This is a genomic window from Neisseria sp. HMSC055H02, assembly GCF_001813335.1.
Taxonomy (GTDB): domain Bacteria; phylum Pseudomonadota; class Gammaproteobacteria; order Burkholderiales; family Neisseriaceae; genus Neisseria; species Neisseria sicca_C.
In genome coordinates, this window is record NZ_KV812063.1 from 26144 (window position 1) to 43448 (window position 17305).

The following is a 17305-nucleotide window of genomic DNA, read 5'->3' on the forward strand; positions in this document are numbered from 1 at the left end:
TCGGGTCGGGTTCAGGCAGCCTTAAGGTCGTCTGAAACAGGGTTTACTTTCATTTTTCTGCCGGCGTAGGCGGCGCGGGCTATTTTTTCGTCGATGGCTTCAAGCTGTCGGGAGGCTTCGGAAAGCTGGAGAATCGGCAAGCCCAAGCTGTACACTACGTTTTGCTGATTCAGCATATTGCTCAGTCGGGCGATTTCCTTTATCAACTTCTGACTGTCTTCCAGAGCCTTGCTTTGCTCCGGCGTAACCAGCCAACTTCTGACGACTTCCGCATCGTTGTAAGCCGCCAATGGCTGACGGCCTGCATTTCGTTCCAAGAGCGCGTCGCGCTCCAAGCCGTTCATGATTTTTGCGTTTTTGGTTTTACTGCTTGCCAACGTTTCACCGATATTTCGAATTGCATAAGCATGGGCTTTAGTCTTGAAAAGACGCGACTGCCGCCCTGAGAATCCCCATTTCGGGACGATTTCGCCGTTCATTTTTCTTTCCCTTTACAACAAATTTTTCTGACTGCTTTCGCCGTGTTGTTCCCGGATTTCATCCGCCGTCATCTGCGGCGGTATCAAGGCGGGATTTTGATGCAGCGGACTGGGCGGGGAGATGGTTTTGATGACTTCCGTCGCCGCCACGCCCGACCAACCGCATGAAGCATTCAAGCATTGCACCGAGCTATAACGGACGCGGTCTGTCATCTTCCGACTCGCCGTTACCTTGCAGCGGCTGCCGCAGCAAGGGCAGGTAATCTGTACCCGCATATTTCCGTGTTCCGCCTTACTGATGTTGCGTTGCGTCATTTTCGCTACTCCGTTTCAGGTCTGCCGATGCCGCCTCAAACGCACGCAGATACATTTCCGCGTATTCCAGCGCAGCCTCGGCGGCGAATGCAGACAAAGACTTGCCGGAGGCAAAGGCAGCCTGCTCGAGTAAATCCAACTCTTCGCCGTAGGCTTCGATTTCAATCACGCCGAACGGCGCGCGCGGCGCGGCGGGATACACATCGGCGGCGCGATGGTCTTCGATTTTGTGAATACAGTATTGGCACATGACGTTTCCTTTTTGGTTGATGCCGACTGTCCGGCGGGTCAAGCGTCTTTCCGCTTTGTCATCACTCACGTTACAATGTCATTTCCAGTAACCGTAAACGGAGAAACTATGTTTGAAGAAGAATTCAATTCATTACTTGATGATGAAAACGAGCTATATCAGCTCTTTATCGAACACCATCAATATCAGATCGCTTTGTCGGCAGCCCTGACGGTTTTAAAAAAGTATCCTCTCGGGCTTAATCCAATGCGTGGGCTGCTGATTCTTCAACAGTCCCGCTCACAAGGCGACATTGCCGAACTTATACAGAAGACGATCGACGACTTGGACAACGGACTGTTCGACCTATCTTCGCCAATTCCTCAATAGTCATTGATTTGCCGATTTCGGCAATCATCTTTAATGTCTTTTCCATCTGCCCGCGTCGTGCGGGCTTTTTCATTGCTTTCATTTTTCTGTTCCTTAATTCAGGTTGGGTGGTGTTGATTTTTTCCGTTAAAATCCGATTCGCATTGTTAAAATTTCAACGGAGAAACATCATGACTATCGAATCTCAATTACAAGCCGCACAGAATCAGATTGATATACTTCAGAATCAGATTGCCGAGCTTGAAGGACTAGAGCTTCTAAACGCTGCATTTCTTGAATACATTTGGCGCGACTGTGGAGGGAATTCAGCGTCCATACGCTCAGCCGTCGCGCCTTTGATTCAATCTGACGAAGCTCGGGATTTTCTTCTGGACGAGCCGTTTTATCTTGATGAAGACCAACAGGCGGCTCAGGCTCTCGAGTGGCTGGATACCCTTCTGTCTTTTCGTCCAGACGGGAAATAGCCCATTCTTGAACTTCATCAATCAGCCCCTTGCGGACTTCGTCCGACGCATTCGCAGCCATTGCCGCATATGCCATCAGGTAGCGCAGTTCGCTTATACTGATTTCGATGATTCCCGACTTTTCCTGCCCGCTTCGTGCGGGCTTTTTCATTGCTGTCATCTTTCTGCTCCTTGATTGGGTTGATGTCGTCTATAATTTGTTTTCCTATTCATCATCTTTGGGATAAACAAATGCCTAAAAAATACAATGTGGACGAACTTATTGCGCTTCAGCAGGAAATTCTTGGTTTGCTTGCTCGTTTTGACGAATATCCATACGATCCTGCTGGTCGTCTAATAATGCTTCGAGGCATCGAAGAGTTTGATCTGCGTGAGCCTCAAAAGCCGCGCGTGATAAAGAATTTGGCTCTGACCATGCCTGAGGTGCGAGATGTGCTAAAAGAGCTTGCTGCAAAAAAAGGCATTTCCTTATAGTTTCCCTATCTCCCTTTTCGGCAGCACCGACCATTACGCTATATACCGCCCAAAAGTCCTTCCATTCGAAACCCCGAATCGCCTGCTCTGCGGGCGGTTTTTGCTCTTCAGTCATTTTTCTGCTCCTTGATTGGGGTTGATGCCGTCTGAAATTTGGCGGGCGGTAACTCGTCCTTCGGTCAGGTCTTCGATTTTGAGTGCGTGGCGGACATCCATGCCGCCGCCGTTTTTCCATTTCACTACGCTTGGTTGTGATACTCCTACCGCTCTTGCCAATCGTGTGGCACTGCCGAAATACTCAGCCGCTTTCTCGATCGCTTCATTCATTTTTCGTCTCTTTGTTTACCTTAGATAACTTAATTATACCCAAGATAAAACGTAAGGCAATACCCAAAGTATATTACTTTTGGTATATATTTATACTCGATTGTTTTTAAAAGGTAGATTTTTTATGTCTAGGGTGTCGCGCGTGAAAACGCTTATTTCAGAAATGTATGACGGCAAACAAAAGAATTTTGCAGATGCCATAGGAAAAAAACCTGCACAAGTCAGTCATTGGATTACCGGAGTGAAACCAATAGGCGATGCAATCGCTTCTCAAATTGAAACTTCTTTAAATTTACCAAGGGGCTGGCTTGATAGTAGAGAAAATATACCTGAAATAATAAGGTCGTCTGAAACCCTTTCAGACGACCCTTCAGACGACTTGGTGCGTCTTGACCTTTTCGACGTATCCGCCAGTTGCGGACACGGCAGGCTCAACCCCGATTGCCCTGTGCTGCTGCACTCGCTCGAAATCCCCAAAGCCGCACTCAAAGACCTGCTCGGCACAGACAACCTCAAAGGCGTGAAGCTGCTCGCCCCCGACGGCGACAGCATGGAGCCGACCATTCCCAAAAAATCCATCACCCTCATCCGCACCGACATCGATACCTTCGAAACCGGCGGCGTCTATCTCTTCACCTTCCAAGGCTACACCTACCTCAAACGCCTCTCGCGCGGCAAAGCCGGCGTCATCCACGTCATCAGCGACAACCCCGTGTACAGCAAATCCGACTTCGTCATCGAGCCCGACGAATTCGGCGAGCTGACCGTACACGGCAAATTCTGGAAAGTCCTGCCGCTGGATTTCCGGGATATTTGAAAAAGGAATAATCATGACAAACAACTTTAAAAACCAAGCCGCCGAATTTGCCGCCCGACATCGTGCGCTTTTATCTGCCATCCTCTACATCGGATGGTCAAAGACGGGCAAACTGGACTGGCGTGAACGGCGCGAAGTCGAAGACTGGATGCTGCGCTGCCTGAATATAGACACGCTATCCGCCCAAATCGAAGCCAGGAATGCGGAAGATACCGTCGCCGCATTTGTCGCCGCCGTCAAAAAATCCGAAACCGCCCAAAATCCCGCACCGGAAAAACCTGAATCGGTCAAACAGGCTGAAAAGCTGCTCGCCGACCGCGAACAGCAGATAAAAAAACACTACCCTGCATTAAAGGACATCCTTAACAGACTGCCCGCAGCAACCACACTGGCAGAATTTGAAGCACTGCTGCATCAAGCCAAAGCCCAATCACCCAACCTGCTGGAAGAAGCACTTGCCGTATCGGGCAGCGTTGCCATTGCCACGATTGGCGATATATTCCCCGCCCGCTCCGCCATCGGAAAAATGAAAGATGTCTGGGGCGGCTGGGTTACTTTATCCGACGGAAGGCGTTTTTAAATGACTAAAAAATCAGACTTCGCCATTCTGCCCGTGGGCGGCAGCTTCGAGATGGACTATATCAACACAGACGGCATATCCAGCCGCCGCATCATCGACGTGCGCGCCTTCGCGCTCGACAGCGACGGCTATATCCGCGCGTTCTGCCATGCACGGAAAATGGTCAGGACATTCAAATACAGCGGCATCATCGGACTGGTGGACTTGGAGACGGGCGAAGTAGTCAAGCCCGAACATTTCCTCCGACATCTCAAGGCGCGTTACGACCGCGCACCGGAGCGTCAGATGGATTTTTTTGTGCGAGACATGAAGCCAATTGTGGATGTGTTGGTCTATATCGCCTACTGCGATGGGAGATATGCGCCGTCCGAACAGCGGTATATCGCGCAATGGCTGACGGACAAATCGGAAATGGGCGATGATTTCCTTGCTTATTCGCTTGGCGTCATGAAGTCTTGGGCCGTGCCGGATTCTATGGATTTTTCTTTTGCCATCCGTGCCATTAACCAGCGTTTCCCCGAATGGAGGGAGGCGGTTTTGGAATATGCCGGCGGTGTTGCCAAGGCGGACAGAAAGGTAACTGCGGAGGAAACGGATCATTTGGCAAAATTGGAAAGGTTGTTTGGGGTAGTGGCATGAACATCAACAACAACCCGCTATACCGCACCGAAACCATCGAAAACGACAAGCTGGAAAAACTAACCATCTGCGGCAAAGTCCGCGGCGCATGGCATTTGTCGGGATTTTGAGACAAGCGGCAGGGTGGCTACCCAATCCGAGTTACCTGAAATCGTACTCTGTCGTCAGCCCGAACGAATTCAGCGGTTTGACGGTACACGGTAAATTTTGAAGGGTTTTGCCGCTGGATTTTCGGAATATTTATGATTTGACAATGGTAAAAAAACAATTGTAATTAACTTAAAAGTTAACTATTATGGCGGAATTGATTTATAAGGGTTTGGTGTTCGACTGCGTCTTGTCTGACGAAGCTGTCGAACAAATCGGATTCGACGGGGAAAACCTGCCGGAGCGTATTTGCGGTGAAGACTCGGAAGAGCTTTGGGTTCGCATCATCCGTTATTGCGATGGTGAAAAGCTGATAGAGCCATTCGAACTCAACCACGAAGGAGACCCTTTCTGGGCAGTCAAAACCGCCCGACCCGAAAGCCTGCGGGCTTATTTTTGGCATGACGGTGACTATATGGTCATCAGCCATTTCATCAAGAAAACCACTCAAAAACTTACCCGTGAAGACCATCATAAAATGCGCTTGATTATGGATTCTTACAATCGTAATGGAGGCTTTTGATATGAATATGCCGATACTCAATAAATTGCTCGGACGTTTCGACTTCCGCAAAAAACATAACCGTACCGACTTGAATATCCAAGCTGTTGACCAGCTGCGCGAAGCCATGGAAAGCAAAGGAATCAGACAGAAAGATATTGCGGAAAAGCTGGGTATTTCTCCCGCTGCGGTATCTAAAACGCTGTCGATGTCTGAAAAAAATCTTGAATTGAACACCATCGCGGATTTTGCGACGGCTATGGAACTGCGTTTTTCTTTGTCCCTTGCTCCTGATCCGCACTGCGCCGATAAACACGCCGCTATCAAAAAAGAGCTTGAGCATTTCAGTTACAGTAGTAAAGCTGTGCTTATCAATATCCCTCTAGATGTCGATACCATTCGAGATATTAATACCCTTCAAAATATCAACACCCTTCTAGATATTAATACCCTGCGAGATGATAAGGAGCAACTCAAATTCGGCGAATTTAGGGAAATTTCGGTCTCTTTGAAAGCGGAGGGTGTATGAAAATCATTCTGACCGACATCGCGCCGTTAAATCTGAATATTGACACTGGCGGTTTGCGTGCCGTCCCCGTCTCCGGCGATGCGCCGATTTTGAATGTTGAAGAACGCCTTGAACTTCAGGCTGACGGCTTCAGGGTGGCAGTCAATGCCCCTGCTATCGAAGTCAGATGTTTGGCGGTCTATCAATATCTGTCCAAATCAGACGAAGCCATACGACCTTTAATTGATATTAATATGTCTTACTTGGCGGCTTTTGATGTGATTTCCGATCCCCCTGTGGATTTGACTGAAATGGGAAGCAATCCGGAAAAAATGCGGATTTTGCTCGACTTTACCGAACAAGCCGTCCGTTTCAAAATCAGCACTATCCTGAATCAGTTCGGTATCCGCACCCGCTATCCTTTGGCGGCTTTCGAGGTCAATTTATAGTTTTTATTCTTAAAACAATAAAAGGTCGTCTGAAATATTTCAGGCGACCTTTCTGATAAGGGTGTACGTCTTAATTTGGTATTTGTCGGGATTTTGAGACAAGCGGCGGGGCGGCTGCTTGCGGAATATAACTAAAAAGATATATTATGCAACTTATTGTTCACGATCATGCGGAAGCGGATTTGGAACGCCTTTTCGAGAGTAAGGAGGAGGCGGTCGGTTATATCGATAGTGTGATTGCGCTTATCGATGATACGCCTGCGCTTTTTGACAAGCTCTTTTCTGAAAGCTACTGCCGCGATTACGATCAGCCCATCGGGCTTTTGGGCATGGAATGCAAACGTGTGGCGGCATTATGGAGTGCGGATATACGCGTGATGCGGCTACGGCTCGATGAGGAATCTGCGCTTTCGCTGCGTATTTTGTACTGCGTTCGAAATGAGATGCAGCCGAACCGGACGTTTATCCGGAAAATCTATATTTTGGCGGTTGCCGACAAATCCGAGGGCTTCGATTATCAGCCCGATCATCCGATTATGCGGAGAATCCAAAATGACTATGCAAAAATCGAATATTGAAAATTGGACTGCCTTCGGGGCGGTCTGTCTGTTTACGGCTTCTGCGGTGTCTTTTTCCGCACCTGCCGCTGCTGTGACTGTCAGAACTTCTACGGTATTTGTTGCAGGCAAGCAGGTCTTGCCGCTTTCTGATGCGTCAGATGCCTGCTGCTATGTGGAACGTGTCCGCAAAAATCCGCGCCGTGCTGCTGCGATGGATAGGGCAGGCAAAAAGCTGGCTGCAAGACTTGATGCGGATACTGCTGGAGCGACGTTTGCATCGTTGCGTCTAAAAAACGGCTTGACGCAATCTGCGCTTGCTGAAAAAACGGGGCTTAAACAGTCTTATCTTTCACGCATTGAAAACAACCGCTGTACTTTGAGCAATGATACAGTCGATAAACTGGCTGCGGTATTCGGTATCGGACCTCTTGACGTACGGGCGGCTTTTGACCGTCAGTGGGATTTTGTGGAAGGACTCAAATCATGATGCCTGTATCGCTGCATATTCAATATTGCGACAGTATCATCCGCCATGCGGACGATTTCCGTTACAGCCTGATTGGGATTTATCCGGGGGTCTGCCCGCTGCCGTCGCATAATTTTGTATTGGCTCAATTAAATCTTTCTTTGACTTTCGAGATTCCGACTTCCAGAAAGGATTTGAGCTTTGTTCCTTTGCGCCTGGAGATTCTTAGGGATTCCGATGTTTTGTCAGTATTTGAAATGCCGCCTGTCGGCAATGCTCCTGTAGTATCGGAAAATCCTGAAGTGTTCAGCGGGCTGGTACATCATAGTTTGGATAATCTTCCTGTATCGGTCGGAGATAAAATTTGGGCGAGACTTGTAGTGGGTGATGTTGTGGCAAATGGAAATTCCCTTAAGTTTATCGCTATGTAGGCTGAAATTTTGAAAGGTCGTCTGAATTTTTCAGACGACCTTTTGTTTTGGTCAGGGTTTGGAAACTGCGGCGGCAAAGTTTGGGCTGACTTCGCCTTCGTAGAGGACGATCGGTACGTCTATCAGGCTTTGGAGTTTGACGGCGGTCGTCAGTCCGTTGCCGTCTAGGGTGTGGACGGTTTCTTTTCCGACCCATTTCTCTGCGTCGATTTCGGGTTTGAAGCCTTGCAGGGTTACGGGGCTTTCGGGCGCGATGTCAGGGCGGCCAACGGCTAGGGAAATGTCGAATTCCATTGCGCCGCGTTTTAGTTTTTTGTATGCGGCACGCGCGCCGGTGGCGGCGGTTTTGGGGCTTTGGTAGGTATGGCGCAGGGTTTTGATTTTTTTGCCGGTGGTGTCCGCCTGTTTGATTTCGGTTACTTCTTTGGTGGTGGTTTTGTGGGTTTTGCCGTCTTTGCGCTTGGTCTTGTATTTTTTGGTGGTGGTGACGGTTTTTTTGACGGGGTCGTAGTTGTCTTCGGTGATGACGACTTCGTGTTTTTTCCCCGTCTGCTTGTCGATGTAGTAGGCGCGGACGGCGTTGTAGCTTTCGGTGTTGCTGTATCTGAATGTGTATTGGTCGCCGCTGTTGCGGGTAATCCTGATCGTGGGCAACGGCTGCCCGCTGGCGGTCGTGGCTTCGCCCGATGAAACAAACAGGAGGCGGCCATGTTTGACTGTTGCGATGGCGTCGTAGCGTTCGGCAAGGCGCGACAAGAAGGCGGCGTCGGATTCGTTGCTTTGGTCGATATGGTCGATTTTTTCGTCTTGGTAGGCTTTGCCGATGATTGGTGTGTAGCCGTTGGCGGCGGCAATGGATTCAATGATTTCTTTTAGGCTGGTTTTGTGCCAGCTTTTTTCTTTTGTCTCGGAAAATCGGTCGGATGTGTCGGCGGATTGGGCGGTGATGTGCAGGGTGTCGGGCGCGCCGCTCCAGCTTACTTCGGTTATTTTGTAGCTGCCTTTATCGACAATGCCTGTTTCGATGTAGCCCAGCGCGATGGTTATCTCGGCAGACTTCGGGGGTAGGGCGAGCTTGCCGTCGTGGTCGGACAGGCTGACGGTCAGCTCGTCCGCCTCGAAGCCGCTTTTGTCGGTCAGGCTGATGGAGATGATGCGGGATAGGGCGTCGGTATTGAACGGCTTGCCGTTGATGGACAGCTTGGCAACGGGTGTCAGATGGTTGCCGCCCGTGTCGGTTATGGCGTTAAAGATTTTAACGGCTTGGTCTTTGATGGTGGTCAGGATGGTCATGGCGTTTTGCTTTTCGGTTTAGATGCCTGCGATACGGCGGGCGATGGATACGCCGAGTTGCAGGGCTTTGCCTTTTAATCCGAGCGGGCTGTCGGATACTTTTTTCAATTCGAGGCTGAAACTGATGGCGCGGGCTTTGCTGTCGTGCATGAGCTGACCTCTGTCCTCTTTGATGGACGTGATGACGTATGCGCCCATTATCTGCCCGGTACCCAGTATCAGGTTGTACGGCTTGCCGCGCTCTGCCATGAGGCGGAGCATGGACAGGGAGGTATCGCCGCCTGTGATTTCTGGGCGCAGTTCGGCGGATAGGGTGATGGTTTCTGTATCCGGTCCGATGTATTGCACGGGGTTGATACCGCCGCCGACGGTTGATTGTTCGGGATGCCGCCAGCCGTTTTGACGGCTGATGGTTTGGAACGGGATGGTGCGTAACATAAATGGGAAAAATCCGAGTGTTGCCAGCATTTTTTATCCTTAGTCGTCTTTGAACGCGCTGCGGGCGCGGCGCGCTGCATTGGCGGTCATTTGTTCGATTTGGCGACGGACTTCGCGGGCAATTTCCGCTGCGCTGCTGCTGCCGCCGTTGATGGTGATGTTGATGTTCATGCCGCCACCGCCGCCACGGTTGAAATCTGCGGCAACGGGAACTGCTCCGGCTAGAGCGGGGCGCGGCTCGGGCGCAGAGGATGGCAGGATGCTGCCCAAAGCGGTCAATCCTGCTTTGCGGATTTTGTCGAGTACCCGCCATCCGCCAAAACGTGCGACGTCGCGTTGATTAAAGACGACCTCGCCTTTGTGGACGATACCGGCGGGGGTATTGACGCCGCCCGCGCCGGTATAACCGCCCGTCGAATAGCCTTTGTTTGGGATGGATGTACCCAAGCCGTAGCCTGATGCGCTGCCGCCCGGAGCGGTCGGGGCTTTTGTGGAAAAGGCTTTTTTTACCCATTCATACGCACCCATCGCGGCGGATTTGAGGGCATTCAAAGGGGCAAGGGCTACCTGCGCCGCCTGTGCAATCGGATTTTCTCCGCCGAATACCTTTTTGAGCCATTCCCAGCCGGTGATGAAGGCCGCTGTTAATGTATTCCACTTGGTGTAAACGAGATAGATGATGCCGACTATGGCAGTCAGCGCAAGGCCTATGGGATTTAATGTCATGAAACGTAGGGCAATGCCTAATACTTTAAGAATACTCATGCCGAATCCGCCAAAGGCAATGCGGGCGGCGGCAAAGGGGACGGCAACTGCGGCAATAACTGCGGCCAGCCCTGCTAAGGCAGTCATTGCTGCGGTTGCATAAAATGCGATTTTTCCAAGTTTGGCGGCGGCCTCTGGATTTTTTACCGACCATTCGTTGAACTTATCCAATAAGCCTGAAATGACATTCATGCCGTACTCTAAGCCTGAAAACATACTGCGCCCAAAGCCTGATTCGGTATTGAAGAGCTTATTTTTGAACATCTGCCATTTGGACGACATGGTGTTAACACGAATTTCGAACTCTTTGTCGAGGCTGCCTAAAGCGTCCGGGGAGGTGGCAAGGCGGGTTTGCTCGCGCCAAAGCTCTGTATTAGCGACAAGTTGGGCAAATACGCGGTTATATTCGCCGCCTGCCAAGCCTTTGAGGATGCCTGCTTGTTGCTCTTTCGGCATTTTTTGGACGGCGGCAATGATTTTTTCAAGCGTACCTTGCGCGTCTTCGACCATGCCTTTTTGGACGGATTTTGCGTCCATACCTATGCTTTTCAGGGCTTCCCGTACGGGTTTCATATCAGGCGCGGTACCCAGCCTTGTCATGAGGCTGCCGACGGCCTTTGCTGCCGTACTCGACTCAACGCCCGTACTAATAAGGGCGGAACCCAAGGCAGCAACGTGTTTTTCGCCCATCTTCGCCAAACCCATACTGCCTGATACTTCGTTCATGTAGCTGATGAGCTGGTCGCCTGAAACCAGTGCGTTGTCATCGAGATAGTTCATGACGTTGACTAGTTCAGAAGCGGCTTCTTTGGATAATTTGAAGTTTTGGCGAATGCGCCCCAGCTCTTCGGCAAGAGCCTCCGGATCTGCTGCTTCAAAGGCATTTGCAGCTTTGACGGCTTCGGTCACATAGGCAGCAAGCTCTTGGCGTGGGATATTCATCTTCGCGCCGGCAGTCATCATTTTCATGATTTCGACGGTAGCCATGGGCAATCCATCGCTTAGTTTTTGGACTTCGGTGCGCATTCTGGCGATTTCTGCATGATTGAGGCTGCCATCTGCGTTTTTAAGGCTGCCGACTTGGCGAATCAGTCCCTGCATTGCATCTTCTTCTGACATGGCTGTATTGATGGCATGCCCTGCACCTTGCCTCATGGTGGCAGCCTTGCTACTTGTCCATGATGAGACACCCGATGCAATACCTGCGATGGCGGCGGCCTTGATTCGACTCTGTTGCCGTTTTTCCAGCTTTTCTAAGGCGGTGGACTGCTTTTCGATTTGGGCAGTAGTCTTCTGCATACGGGCGGCAATCTCTGCCTGCTCTTTTTCAAGGTTTTGTCCGGATACGCCAACTTTTTCCATGTGGTCTTTGTAGCGTTTTAGCTGCGCGGATTGTTTTTCGTATTCGTTATTCAGCCTTTCTCCTTCACGGGTCAGCTTTTTGAGTTCTGCCGCCTGTTTTTTTGTGGCAACGCCCGTTTTGTCGATTTCGGCAGTAAGACGGCTTGTGGCGGCAGAATTACGGATAATTTGCTCATTCAGACGGTTGAAATATTGTTCTGCCTTGCCGATTTTTACCAGTGCGGTTTGGGCGCGCTCGAGATCGCGCATTTCTTTTTTGTTTTTCGCCAATTCGCCCGACAGCCCGCTACTACTTTTTTTAATTCTGTCAAACGTTTTGCTTGCTTTGTCGGCGGCTTTGAGGATAATATTAATTGTCTTGTCTGTCATGGCTCGAGCTTTAAGATGAAACGGAAAATGAAAAATCAAATCTTGGCGGATTCGGTTTTGAATGCAGTCGATTCTGTCATTTGGTGGTATAGCGCATTATTTTGGCTTTTTGTTGCCGTCATTGCCCTTATGGTATGGATGCTTCCTTGATTATTTTGTCGATTGAAAAGGTCGTCTGAATTGATTTCAGACGACCTTTTTTATTGCCCTGTGTTTTCAGATTGAATTCGGTTTATTTCTTCGGCTTTTGCCGCCCAACTGTTTAACCTGTATAGGTTTTGTTCGGCAAACCAATCAATCGACCCTTTAAATGTGATTGCGCAGAGGGCGAGGGCATCGTCTATTGGGTAGAACTTTTGCTGTTCGCCGTCAACGTCATCCTCCCAAATATCAGGGACGGAATTTATCAGCCGGCTGAAAGTGTCTGCTCGGTAGCGGAATCTTGGAAATAACCCAATTCCGCAAAGGCTTCCTGAATCTCTACTTTCGCTGACGGCGGTGCTGAAAAAAAATCTACGGCGGCGTTGAGGGCTTGCGCGTCCGCCATGCTGAATCCGCCATATTGAGCCATGCCGATTTTTGGCGTACTGATTTTTGAGAGCAGCTTTTGGATTGTTTCTGTGTGCTTGATTTTAATCAGGTCTTGACCTAAGCCCGCCATGTCTTTGGCGAGCGGCTCGCGGAGGGTGTAGGCTGTGCCGTTTGATACGGTTACGATAATGGTGTTGTCCGGGTTGATTTTGATTTTGGGTTCTTGCTGCATTTTTTGCGCCTTTGATTTGATTGTTGTCGGTCGGGCTTTTGCTGCCCGACCTTTGCTTTTTGACGATTACAGACCTAATGCGTTGCGGATGCCGGCGCGAATGTCTTTACCGCCGATGACGAGTTTGTTTGCCATCAGGTCGCATTCGAAAATGACTTCGCCGTCAACTGTTTCTTTCCAGTAGGTCAGGGCGTACTTAAATGTCTGTTCGCCGCCTTCGCCTGCTTTGTCTTCGTTGCGTGTGGTCTCGATGATGCGCCCGCGGGCTTCGCCTACCAATGTTTGATAGGTTTCTTCGTCTTCTTTGTGCAATGCGCCTTGGTAACGCAGCAGGTTGCCATTAATTTTATGGCTGATTGATTTGAACAATTCGAGGTCAAAGCCTTTGCTTGTCAGCTCAAGCTCGAGTTTCTCGATGCCGTGAATGACTGTGTATTCACCCAAGCCGCCGCCCGGCGTGTAGTCTTCGGTTTTGAATTTGATGTCGGGGCGTTTGACGGTCATCAGGACGCCGTCTTTGTTGAGGCCGTCGGTAAATACGTTAAAACTTTTGAGGATGCGTGGTAACTGCATTTGCTGTCCTTATACTGTGGTCGGTTTGATGTTTGACGCAAACTCGATGACGCGGTCGGTTAGGTTGACGATAAAGCGATCGGAGACGTGTTGGTTCAGTTCGATGTTTTCCAACGGCGGTGCGACGGTAAATTCGTAGTCAAATGCGAAGATGCCGTTTGATACGCGCTCTTTTTCGATTTTTTTCTGGTCGATAAATACCTGCGCGCCCAATAACCAATCTTTATAGACTTTTTCCGCCAGCTTCGCGTTGATTGTGTTGATGATGTCAATCATCAGGGAAGGATGCATCGGTTTATCCATTGCCCAGAGGAAACTTTCGGCGATGGTCTCTTTGATAATTGATGCAACACGGACTGTCGGCTCGAATGCCCAAATCGGATCTGCCGAGCATGTGCGGTTGCCCCATACGCGGAAACCTTTTTCGCGGATTAGGGTCGTTACGTCTAGGTTGTTGAGTGTGTTCGCATCTGAATTAATATCCAACAGTCCGAAGCTGCGCGGTGATTTGATGGCGGACACGCCTTGAATCTCTGTATTAGATATTGATTTGTGCGGACCGATTTTTTCGTCAAGCATGGCGCGCGCGCCTAAGATTCGGGCAATAGTGGCAGCGGTCTGCGGCGTTCCGTTTGCGCCTGCCGTCATAAACTCATTGTCGATTAACATGAGATTATTTTGTCCAAAACCTTGGCGGTAGGTTTGCACTGCCGGAATCTCGTCAGCCCCTCCCGCAGAAGCATAGACGAATCCACCCAAGGCGTTGGCAGCCACGCACAATTCAGCGGTTACGTCGGCATCATCCAATTCTGGCGCACCGATAATCTTTGGCTTGAAGCCAGTACGGACAGGGGCTTGACGCAGGATTTTTGCGCCTTTAATTATTGCTGCTTTTTGTTCAGCGGGTTTTGCCGATGATGCTACGCGGACTACAACAATCTGCGCATCTGCTTGGTCATAGATGGCATCTAACGATTTTCCCAGCGTGCCTTTACTGCCGGCTTTTCCCAACAGACTGCCGACAGATGTAGCAAAAATCGGAGTATCCAGCGGAAAGGTCTTCGCGTCAGCATCTTCAGATGTAGCAACTAAGCCGATGATGTTGCTGGCAATGTCTGATACGGCGCGCGCACCGTGGGTATATTCGTTGGCAGTTACGCCATGCATTCGTTTTGCAGTCATATTTTTATCCTGTTTATGTCTTTCCTAATTTTTTTCCAATCGCCCTCTCTACTCAAGTATGATTTTTTTTTATCAGGGTTTTAAGGTCGTCTGAAACTATCTGACGACCTGTCCATTACTCTATTCCATACTTGACCATCAGTGCTTCTGCTTTTTTATTGGCATTTGAAACGTCTCCGCTCAAAAACTCGATACCCGCACCGATGGTGATGTTGCGTCCGGTATTACCGGCATGATTGATGCCGAATCTGATTTTGTTGTAGTCCTTGCCCGCTTTGATCGTCAGTGCGGCGACATACCATTTGCCGTACGCGTACATCGTGGTCGGGCTGACGACTTTGCCGTCAATGGTCAGGTCTTCGTTGGCGCGCAACTTGAAGCCTCCCGCCTCATTAGTAACGACCAAACCGTTATTGACGATGGCACTGTCTTTGAGAACGATTGCTGCGTATGCACTGCCGTCCGTGCCACCCGCTGAAATTTTGAATGGGAAAACTACCGCACTGTCTGACGTGCCGTCAGACTCGACGCCCTCGGTCTCGATATAGCGCACGCCTTTACCTTTACTGGTTGCTGCCATCATGACGCGGTGCCCGTCCTGCTCGCCAAACGCGCCAACCCAGCCTTCAGGTTCGCCCGCTCTTACAGCATTATTCTCAGTTTTGAGTTTTGATACACCATTGCTACCCAAAGCCTCAGTAGCCGTCGCTTCTACGCCGTCAAACGTAAATTTGATGGACGTTTCGGGCTTGGCCGCAGGCTGGCTTTGCGCCTGATCGCTATTTGTCAGTGGGTTAGCTGGCGTTACAGGTGCCGGTGTTGTCGGTGCCGGAGCCACAGGCGTTGTCGGCTGTGCAGTAGCCGTTGCGCCTTGTGAGCCACTGTCAGATTGCGGCGTGTTCGTAGGGCTTGGAGTAACCGTACCAGCTGCCTTCATAGCCGCCATCTCGGTCTTAAGGGCTTCAAGCTGCATCTCAAACGATTTTTGTTTGATGGCATCCAAGAAATCCTGTTGAGTCGTCGGCGCATAATTGCTATGCACACTAACAACTTTATCGCCGCGCAAACTGCTGCCGGTCCACACATCCAGTCTGTCTGTCAGTTGGTCATATTCGTAGTTCCCGAATACTTCGCACTTGTCCAATGCGCCGCCGTAAAAGCCGAAAGAGCCAACACCGTCGCGGTATTTCATGCTATCGCTCACATAAGGGTCTCCGAAAGGCTTTTTCGCCTTTTCGACGCTCGAATATGGCGTAACGTCCGCATAGTTGCAAGCGATAGTAGCCCCGCGAAGATTGCCAACCGTAATTTGACGCGCAAAGTTGCCTTCAGGCGAGTTCTGCACATAATTTCGGGTAATCACGCTGCCAAGCATTGTGCCATGTCTTCTTTCAGCCCCTACCAACATTCCGTAGGTAAAGGTATTCACATACGCTTCAGCCGTAGCCCCAGACCCGCCGCCGCCTTCGATGGTAACGGTAGGCGGAACCATGTAACGGCTGCCAACACGCTCAATACGAATTTCGATGACTTTGCCGTCTTTGATTTTGGCGCGTGCCTTGGCGTCATAGGCTTCATCGCCGCCGCCTGTGATTATCACTTTCGGCGGCGATGTATAACCGCTGCCGCCATTGGTTACTTTGATGTCAGAAATTTGATTCAAACCGTAAAAAGTACCGAAAGGTAAGGCAAAAGTGAACTGATTGTTGTCAATGACGAAATGGTTATGCCCAAAGTTGCAAATCAGTCCGCGCGGCGCATAAACGATATTGTCAGCCCAAACCTGATGGCAACGAAGCCACCATTTGCCAGCATCTTTACGGAATTTCACGCCTGATGCCCCGTTGATTGGATGCAAACCAAATAAGCCCGAAACAATCACATTGCCCCGAATTTCAATGTTACTGTCTTGATACGGGAATGAATACGGGTCGGCGGTGTCTTTACTGTTGCGCGGGTCTTTAGGGTTAATCAACTTACTTGCAAACAACTCTTCGATAACGGTTGACACGCCGTAATACATTGCGCGTCCGCTGTTATTGATGACCTTGACGTTGTTGCCCGTATGAATATCCATGATTTTACGTTTACCAAGACCGAAAACGTTGTCATGGATGAAGACGTTATCTAACGGCAAATAACGGCTGGTACATTGTTGATAGCCCGGGTCGATTGAGGGAGTACCACCAATTCCTCGGACGTGCTCGAGGTGCGCGTCAGGGTGTCCGACGACGGAGTCAGGGGCATATATGCCGCAAAGCTCGTACCCGCTCGCACGAATAGCCTCAACCCCGCAAATATAGTTGTGGGTAAAGTACCCACCAGTGATTTTAGTGTTTACTGCAACAATACCTGCATCGTAAGCAGCTTTTGAATCACGCGCATCAACTTGCTCGCCATCGGGTGCGCCATACAAGCCGCAAACAATGCCGCCGCCGTTAAACCCGCGAACGTCAAAATACTCTATATAGGTTCGATTTGTGCCATAGATGCGCCATCCATAGGCACGGCTGCCGATTTGACCGCCACGCCATTTGCCCCATGTTAAAGCGGTTGTGCCATCGTCTTGGGGGAATCGAGATACGCCATTTTCATCCCAATAGCCGCCTGCCGAAAGATAACGAGAGTGGTCTTCATCTCGAATATATTGAATTACCTGCTCTCCTGAGAACCAGCCTTCAAAATTCTTAATGCCTTCACAAATAAGGCTATTATTCATGTAGGTTGCATTATCAACAATAGGATATGTGGTGGTATTAAAGCCAGCCTCCGCCACGCCTTTT

23 protein-coding genes are annotated in these 17305 nt (G+C 50.0%); 10 read left to right on the forward strand and 13 right to left on the reverse strand.

What is annotated here, in order from left to right; genetic code table 11:
- Positions 1-11: 11 nt before the first annotated feature.
- From HMPREF2907_RS00785 to HMPREF2907_RS00795, 3 genes are read right to left on the reverse strand one after another with little or no spacing between them, the layout of a single operon-like run.
- Positions 12-479: a hypothetical protein gene (locus HMPREF2907_RS00785; RefSeq protein WP_070679151.1), complete on the reverse strand. Its 468-nt coding sequence runs from the start codon at positions 477-479 to the stop codon at positions 12-14.
- 12 nt (positions 480-491) lie between these two features.
- Positions 492-794, reverse strand: coding sequence for an ogr/Delta-like zinc finger family protein (locus HMPREF2907_RS00790; protein WP_083310625.1), 303 nt, complete (start codon positions 792-794; stop codon positions 492-494).
- Positions 772-1044, reverse strand: coding sequence for a type II toxin -antitoxin system TacA 1-like antitoxin (locus HMPREF2907_RS00795; protein ID WP_070679153.1), 273 nt, complete (start codon positions 1042-1044; stop codon positions 772-774). Before HMPREF2907_RS00795 ends, HMPREF2907_RS00790 begins: the two co-directional genes overlap by 23 nt.
- Positions 1045-1152: 108 nt before the next feature.
- Between HMPREF2907_RS00795 and HMPREF2907_RS00800 the strand changes: the two genes are divergently transcribed.
- Positions 1153-1413 carry a hypothetical protein gene (locus tag HMPREF2907_RS00800; RefSeq protein ID WP_070679154.1) on the forward strand — a complete coding sequence of 87 codons (261 nt, stop codon included), beginning with the start codon at positions 1153-1155 and terminating at the stop codon, positions 1411-1413.
- A 174-nt stretch (positions 1414-1587) separates the two neighbouring features.
- Here the strand turns inward: HMPREF2907_RS00800 and HMPREF2907_RS12345 are convergent, their stop codons facing one another.
- The 3 genes from HMPREF2907_RS12345 to HMPREF2907_RS11425 all read right to left on the reverse strand — a co-directional run bounded on the left by HMPREF2907_RS12345 (position 1588) and on the right by HMPREF2907_RS11425 (position 2678).
- Positions 1588-2037: a hypothetical protein gene (locus HMPREF2907_RS12345; RefSeq protein ID WP_141754379.1), complete on the reverse strand. Its 450-nt coding sequence runs from the start codon at positions 2035-2037 to the stop codon at positions 1588-1590.
- Positions 2038-2136: 99 nt separating this feature from the next.
- Positions 2137-2466 (reverse strand): hypothetical protein, encoded by a 330-nt coding sequence (locus HMPREF2907_RS00810; RefSeq protein ID WP_070679156.1) that lies wholly within the window; start codon positions 2464-2466, stop codon positions 2137-2139.
- On the reverse strand, positions 2463-2678 hold the full coding sequence (locus HMPREF2907_RS11425) for a transcriptional regulator (protein WP_083310626.1): 216 nt from the start codon (positions 2676-2678) through the stop codon (positions 2463-2465). The genes HMPREF2907_RS00810 and HMPREF2907_RS11425 overlap by 4 nt, the downstream gene beginning before the upstream one ends.
- A gap of 142 nt (positions 2679-2820) precedes the next feature.
- Here HMPREF2907_RS11425 and HMPREF2907_RS11430 point away from each other — a divergent pair, with 142 nt between their 5' ends.
- The 9 genes from HMPREF2907_RS11430 to HMPREF2907_RS00855 all read left to right on the forward strand — a co-directional run bounded on the left by HMPREF2907_RS11430 (position 2821) and on the right by HMPREF2907_RS00855 (position 7777).
- Complete coding sequence (locus HMPREF2907_RS11430; RefSeq protein WP_168165186.1) at positions 2821-3495, forward strand: S24 family peptidase; 675 nt, start codon at positions 2821-2823, stop codon at positions 3493-3495.
- A 13-nt stretch (positions 3496-3508) separates the two neighbouring features.
- Positions 3509-4075 carry a hypothetical protein gene (locus HMPREF2907_RS00820; RefSeq protein WP_070679158.1) on the forward strand — a complete coding sequence of 189 codons (567 nt, stop codon included), beginning with the start codon at positions 3509-3511 and terminating at the stop codon, positions 4073-4075.
- Positions 4076-4714: a TerB family tellurite resistance protein gene (locus HMPREF2907_RS00825; RefSeq protein WP_070679159.1), complete on the forward strand. Its 639-nt coding sequence runs from the start codon at positions 4076-4078 to the stop codon at positions 4712-4714.
- Positions 4715-5009: 295 nt separating this feature from the next.
- Positions 5010-5384: a hypothetical protein gene (locus tag HMPREF2907_RS00830; RefSeq protein ID WP_070679160.1), complete on the forward strand. Its 375-nt coding sequence runs from the start codon at positions 5010-5012 to the stop codon at positions 5382-5384.
- A gap of 1 nt (position 5385) precedes the next feature.
- Complete coding sequence (locus HMPREF2907_RS00835) at positions 5386-5892, forward strand: helix-turn-helix domain-containing protein (protein WP_070679161.1); 507 nt, start codon at positions 5386-5388, stop codon at positions 5890-5892.
- On the forward strand, positions 5889-6320 hold the full coding sequence (locus tag HMPREF2907_RS00840) for a hypothetical protein (protein ID WP_070679162.1): 432 nt from the start codon (positions 5889-5891) through the stop codon (positions 6318-6320). Before HMPREF2907_RS00835 ends, HMPREF2907_RS00840 begins: the two co-directional genes overlap by 4 nt.
- Positions 6321-6466: 146 nt before the next feature.
- A complete protein-coding gene (locus tag HMPREF2907_RS00845; protein WP_070679163.1) occupies positions 6467-6898 on the forward strand; it encodes a hypothetical protein in 432 nt (143 codons plus the stop codon).
- Positions 6873-7367, forward strand: coding sequence for a helix-turn-helix domain-containing protein (locus HMPREF2907_RS13390; protein WP_308021322.1), 495 nt, complete (start codon positions 6873-6875; stop codon positions 7365-7367). The genes HMPREF2907_RS00845 and HMPREF2907_RS13390 overlap by 26 nt, the downstream gene beginning before the upstream one ends.
- Positions 7364-7777, forward strand: coding sequence for a hypothetical protein (locus HMPREF2907_RS00855; protein WP_070679164.1), 414 nt, complete (start codon positions 7364-7366; stop codon positions 7775-7777). Before HMPREF2907_RS13390 ends, HMPREF2907_RS00855 begins: the two co-directional genes overlap by 4 nt.
- A 51-nt stretch (positions 7778-7828) precedes the next feature.
- On the opposite strand, the gene HMPREF2907_RS00860 is transcribed toward HMPREF2907_RS00855, so the two are convergent.
- The 7 genes from HMPREF2907_RS00860 to HMPREF2907_RS00890 all read right to left on the reverse strand — a co-directional run.
- On the reverse strand, positions 7829-9070 hold the full coding sequence (locus HMPREF2907_RS00860) for a contractile injection system protein, VgrG/Pvc8 family (protein ID WP_070679165.1): 1242 nt from the start codon (positions 9068-9070) through the stop codon (positions 7829-7831).
- A gap of 18 nt (positions 9071-9088) precedes the next feature.
- A complete protein-coding gene (locus HMPREF2907_RS00865; protein ID WP_045074485.1) occupies positions 9089-9538 on the reverse strand; it encodes a phage tail protein in 450 nt (149 codons plus the stop codon).
- A gap of 9 nt (positions 9539-9547) precedes the next feature.
- Positions 9548-12004, reverse strand: coding sequence for a phage tail tape measure protein (locus tag HMPREF2907_RS00870; protein WP_070679166.1), 2457 nt, complete (start codon positions 12002-12004; stop codon positions 9548-9550).
- A 406-nt stretch (positions 12005-12410) separates the two neighbouring features.
- Entirely contained in the window at positions 12411-12767 is a 357-nt protein-coding gene (locus tag HMPREF2907_RS00875; protein ID WP_070679167.1) for a hypothetical protein, read from the reverse strand.
- Positions 12768-12833: 66 nt separating this feature from the next.
- On the reverse strand, positions 12834-13340 hold the full coding sequence (locus tag HMPREF2907_RS00880) for a phage major tail tube protein (protein WP_045074494.1): 507 nt from the start codon (positions 13338-13340) through the stop codon (positions 12834-12836).
- Between the two features lie 9 nt (positions 13341-13349).
- Entirely contained in the window at positions 13350-14522 is a 1173-nt protein-coding gene (locus HMPREF2907_RS00885; RefSeq protein ID WP_070679168.1) for a phage tail sheath subtilisin-like domain-containing protein, read from the reverse strand.
- Positions 14523-14637: 115 nt separating this feature from the next.
- A partial coding sequence (locus tag HMPREF2907_RS00890; RefSeq protein ID WP_210388574.1) for a hypothetical protein occupies positions 14638-17305 on the reverse strand: 2668 nt, incomplete at its 5' end.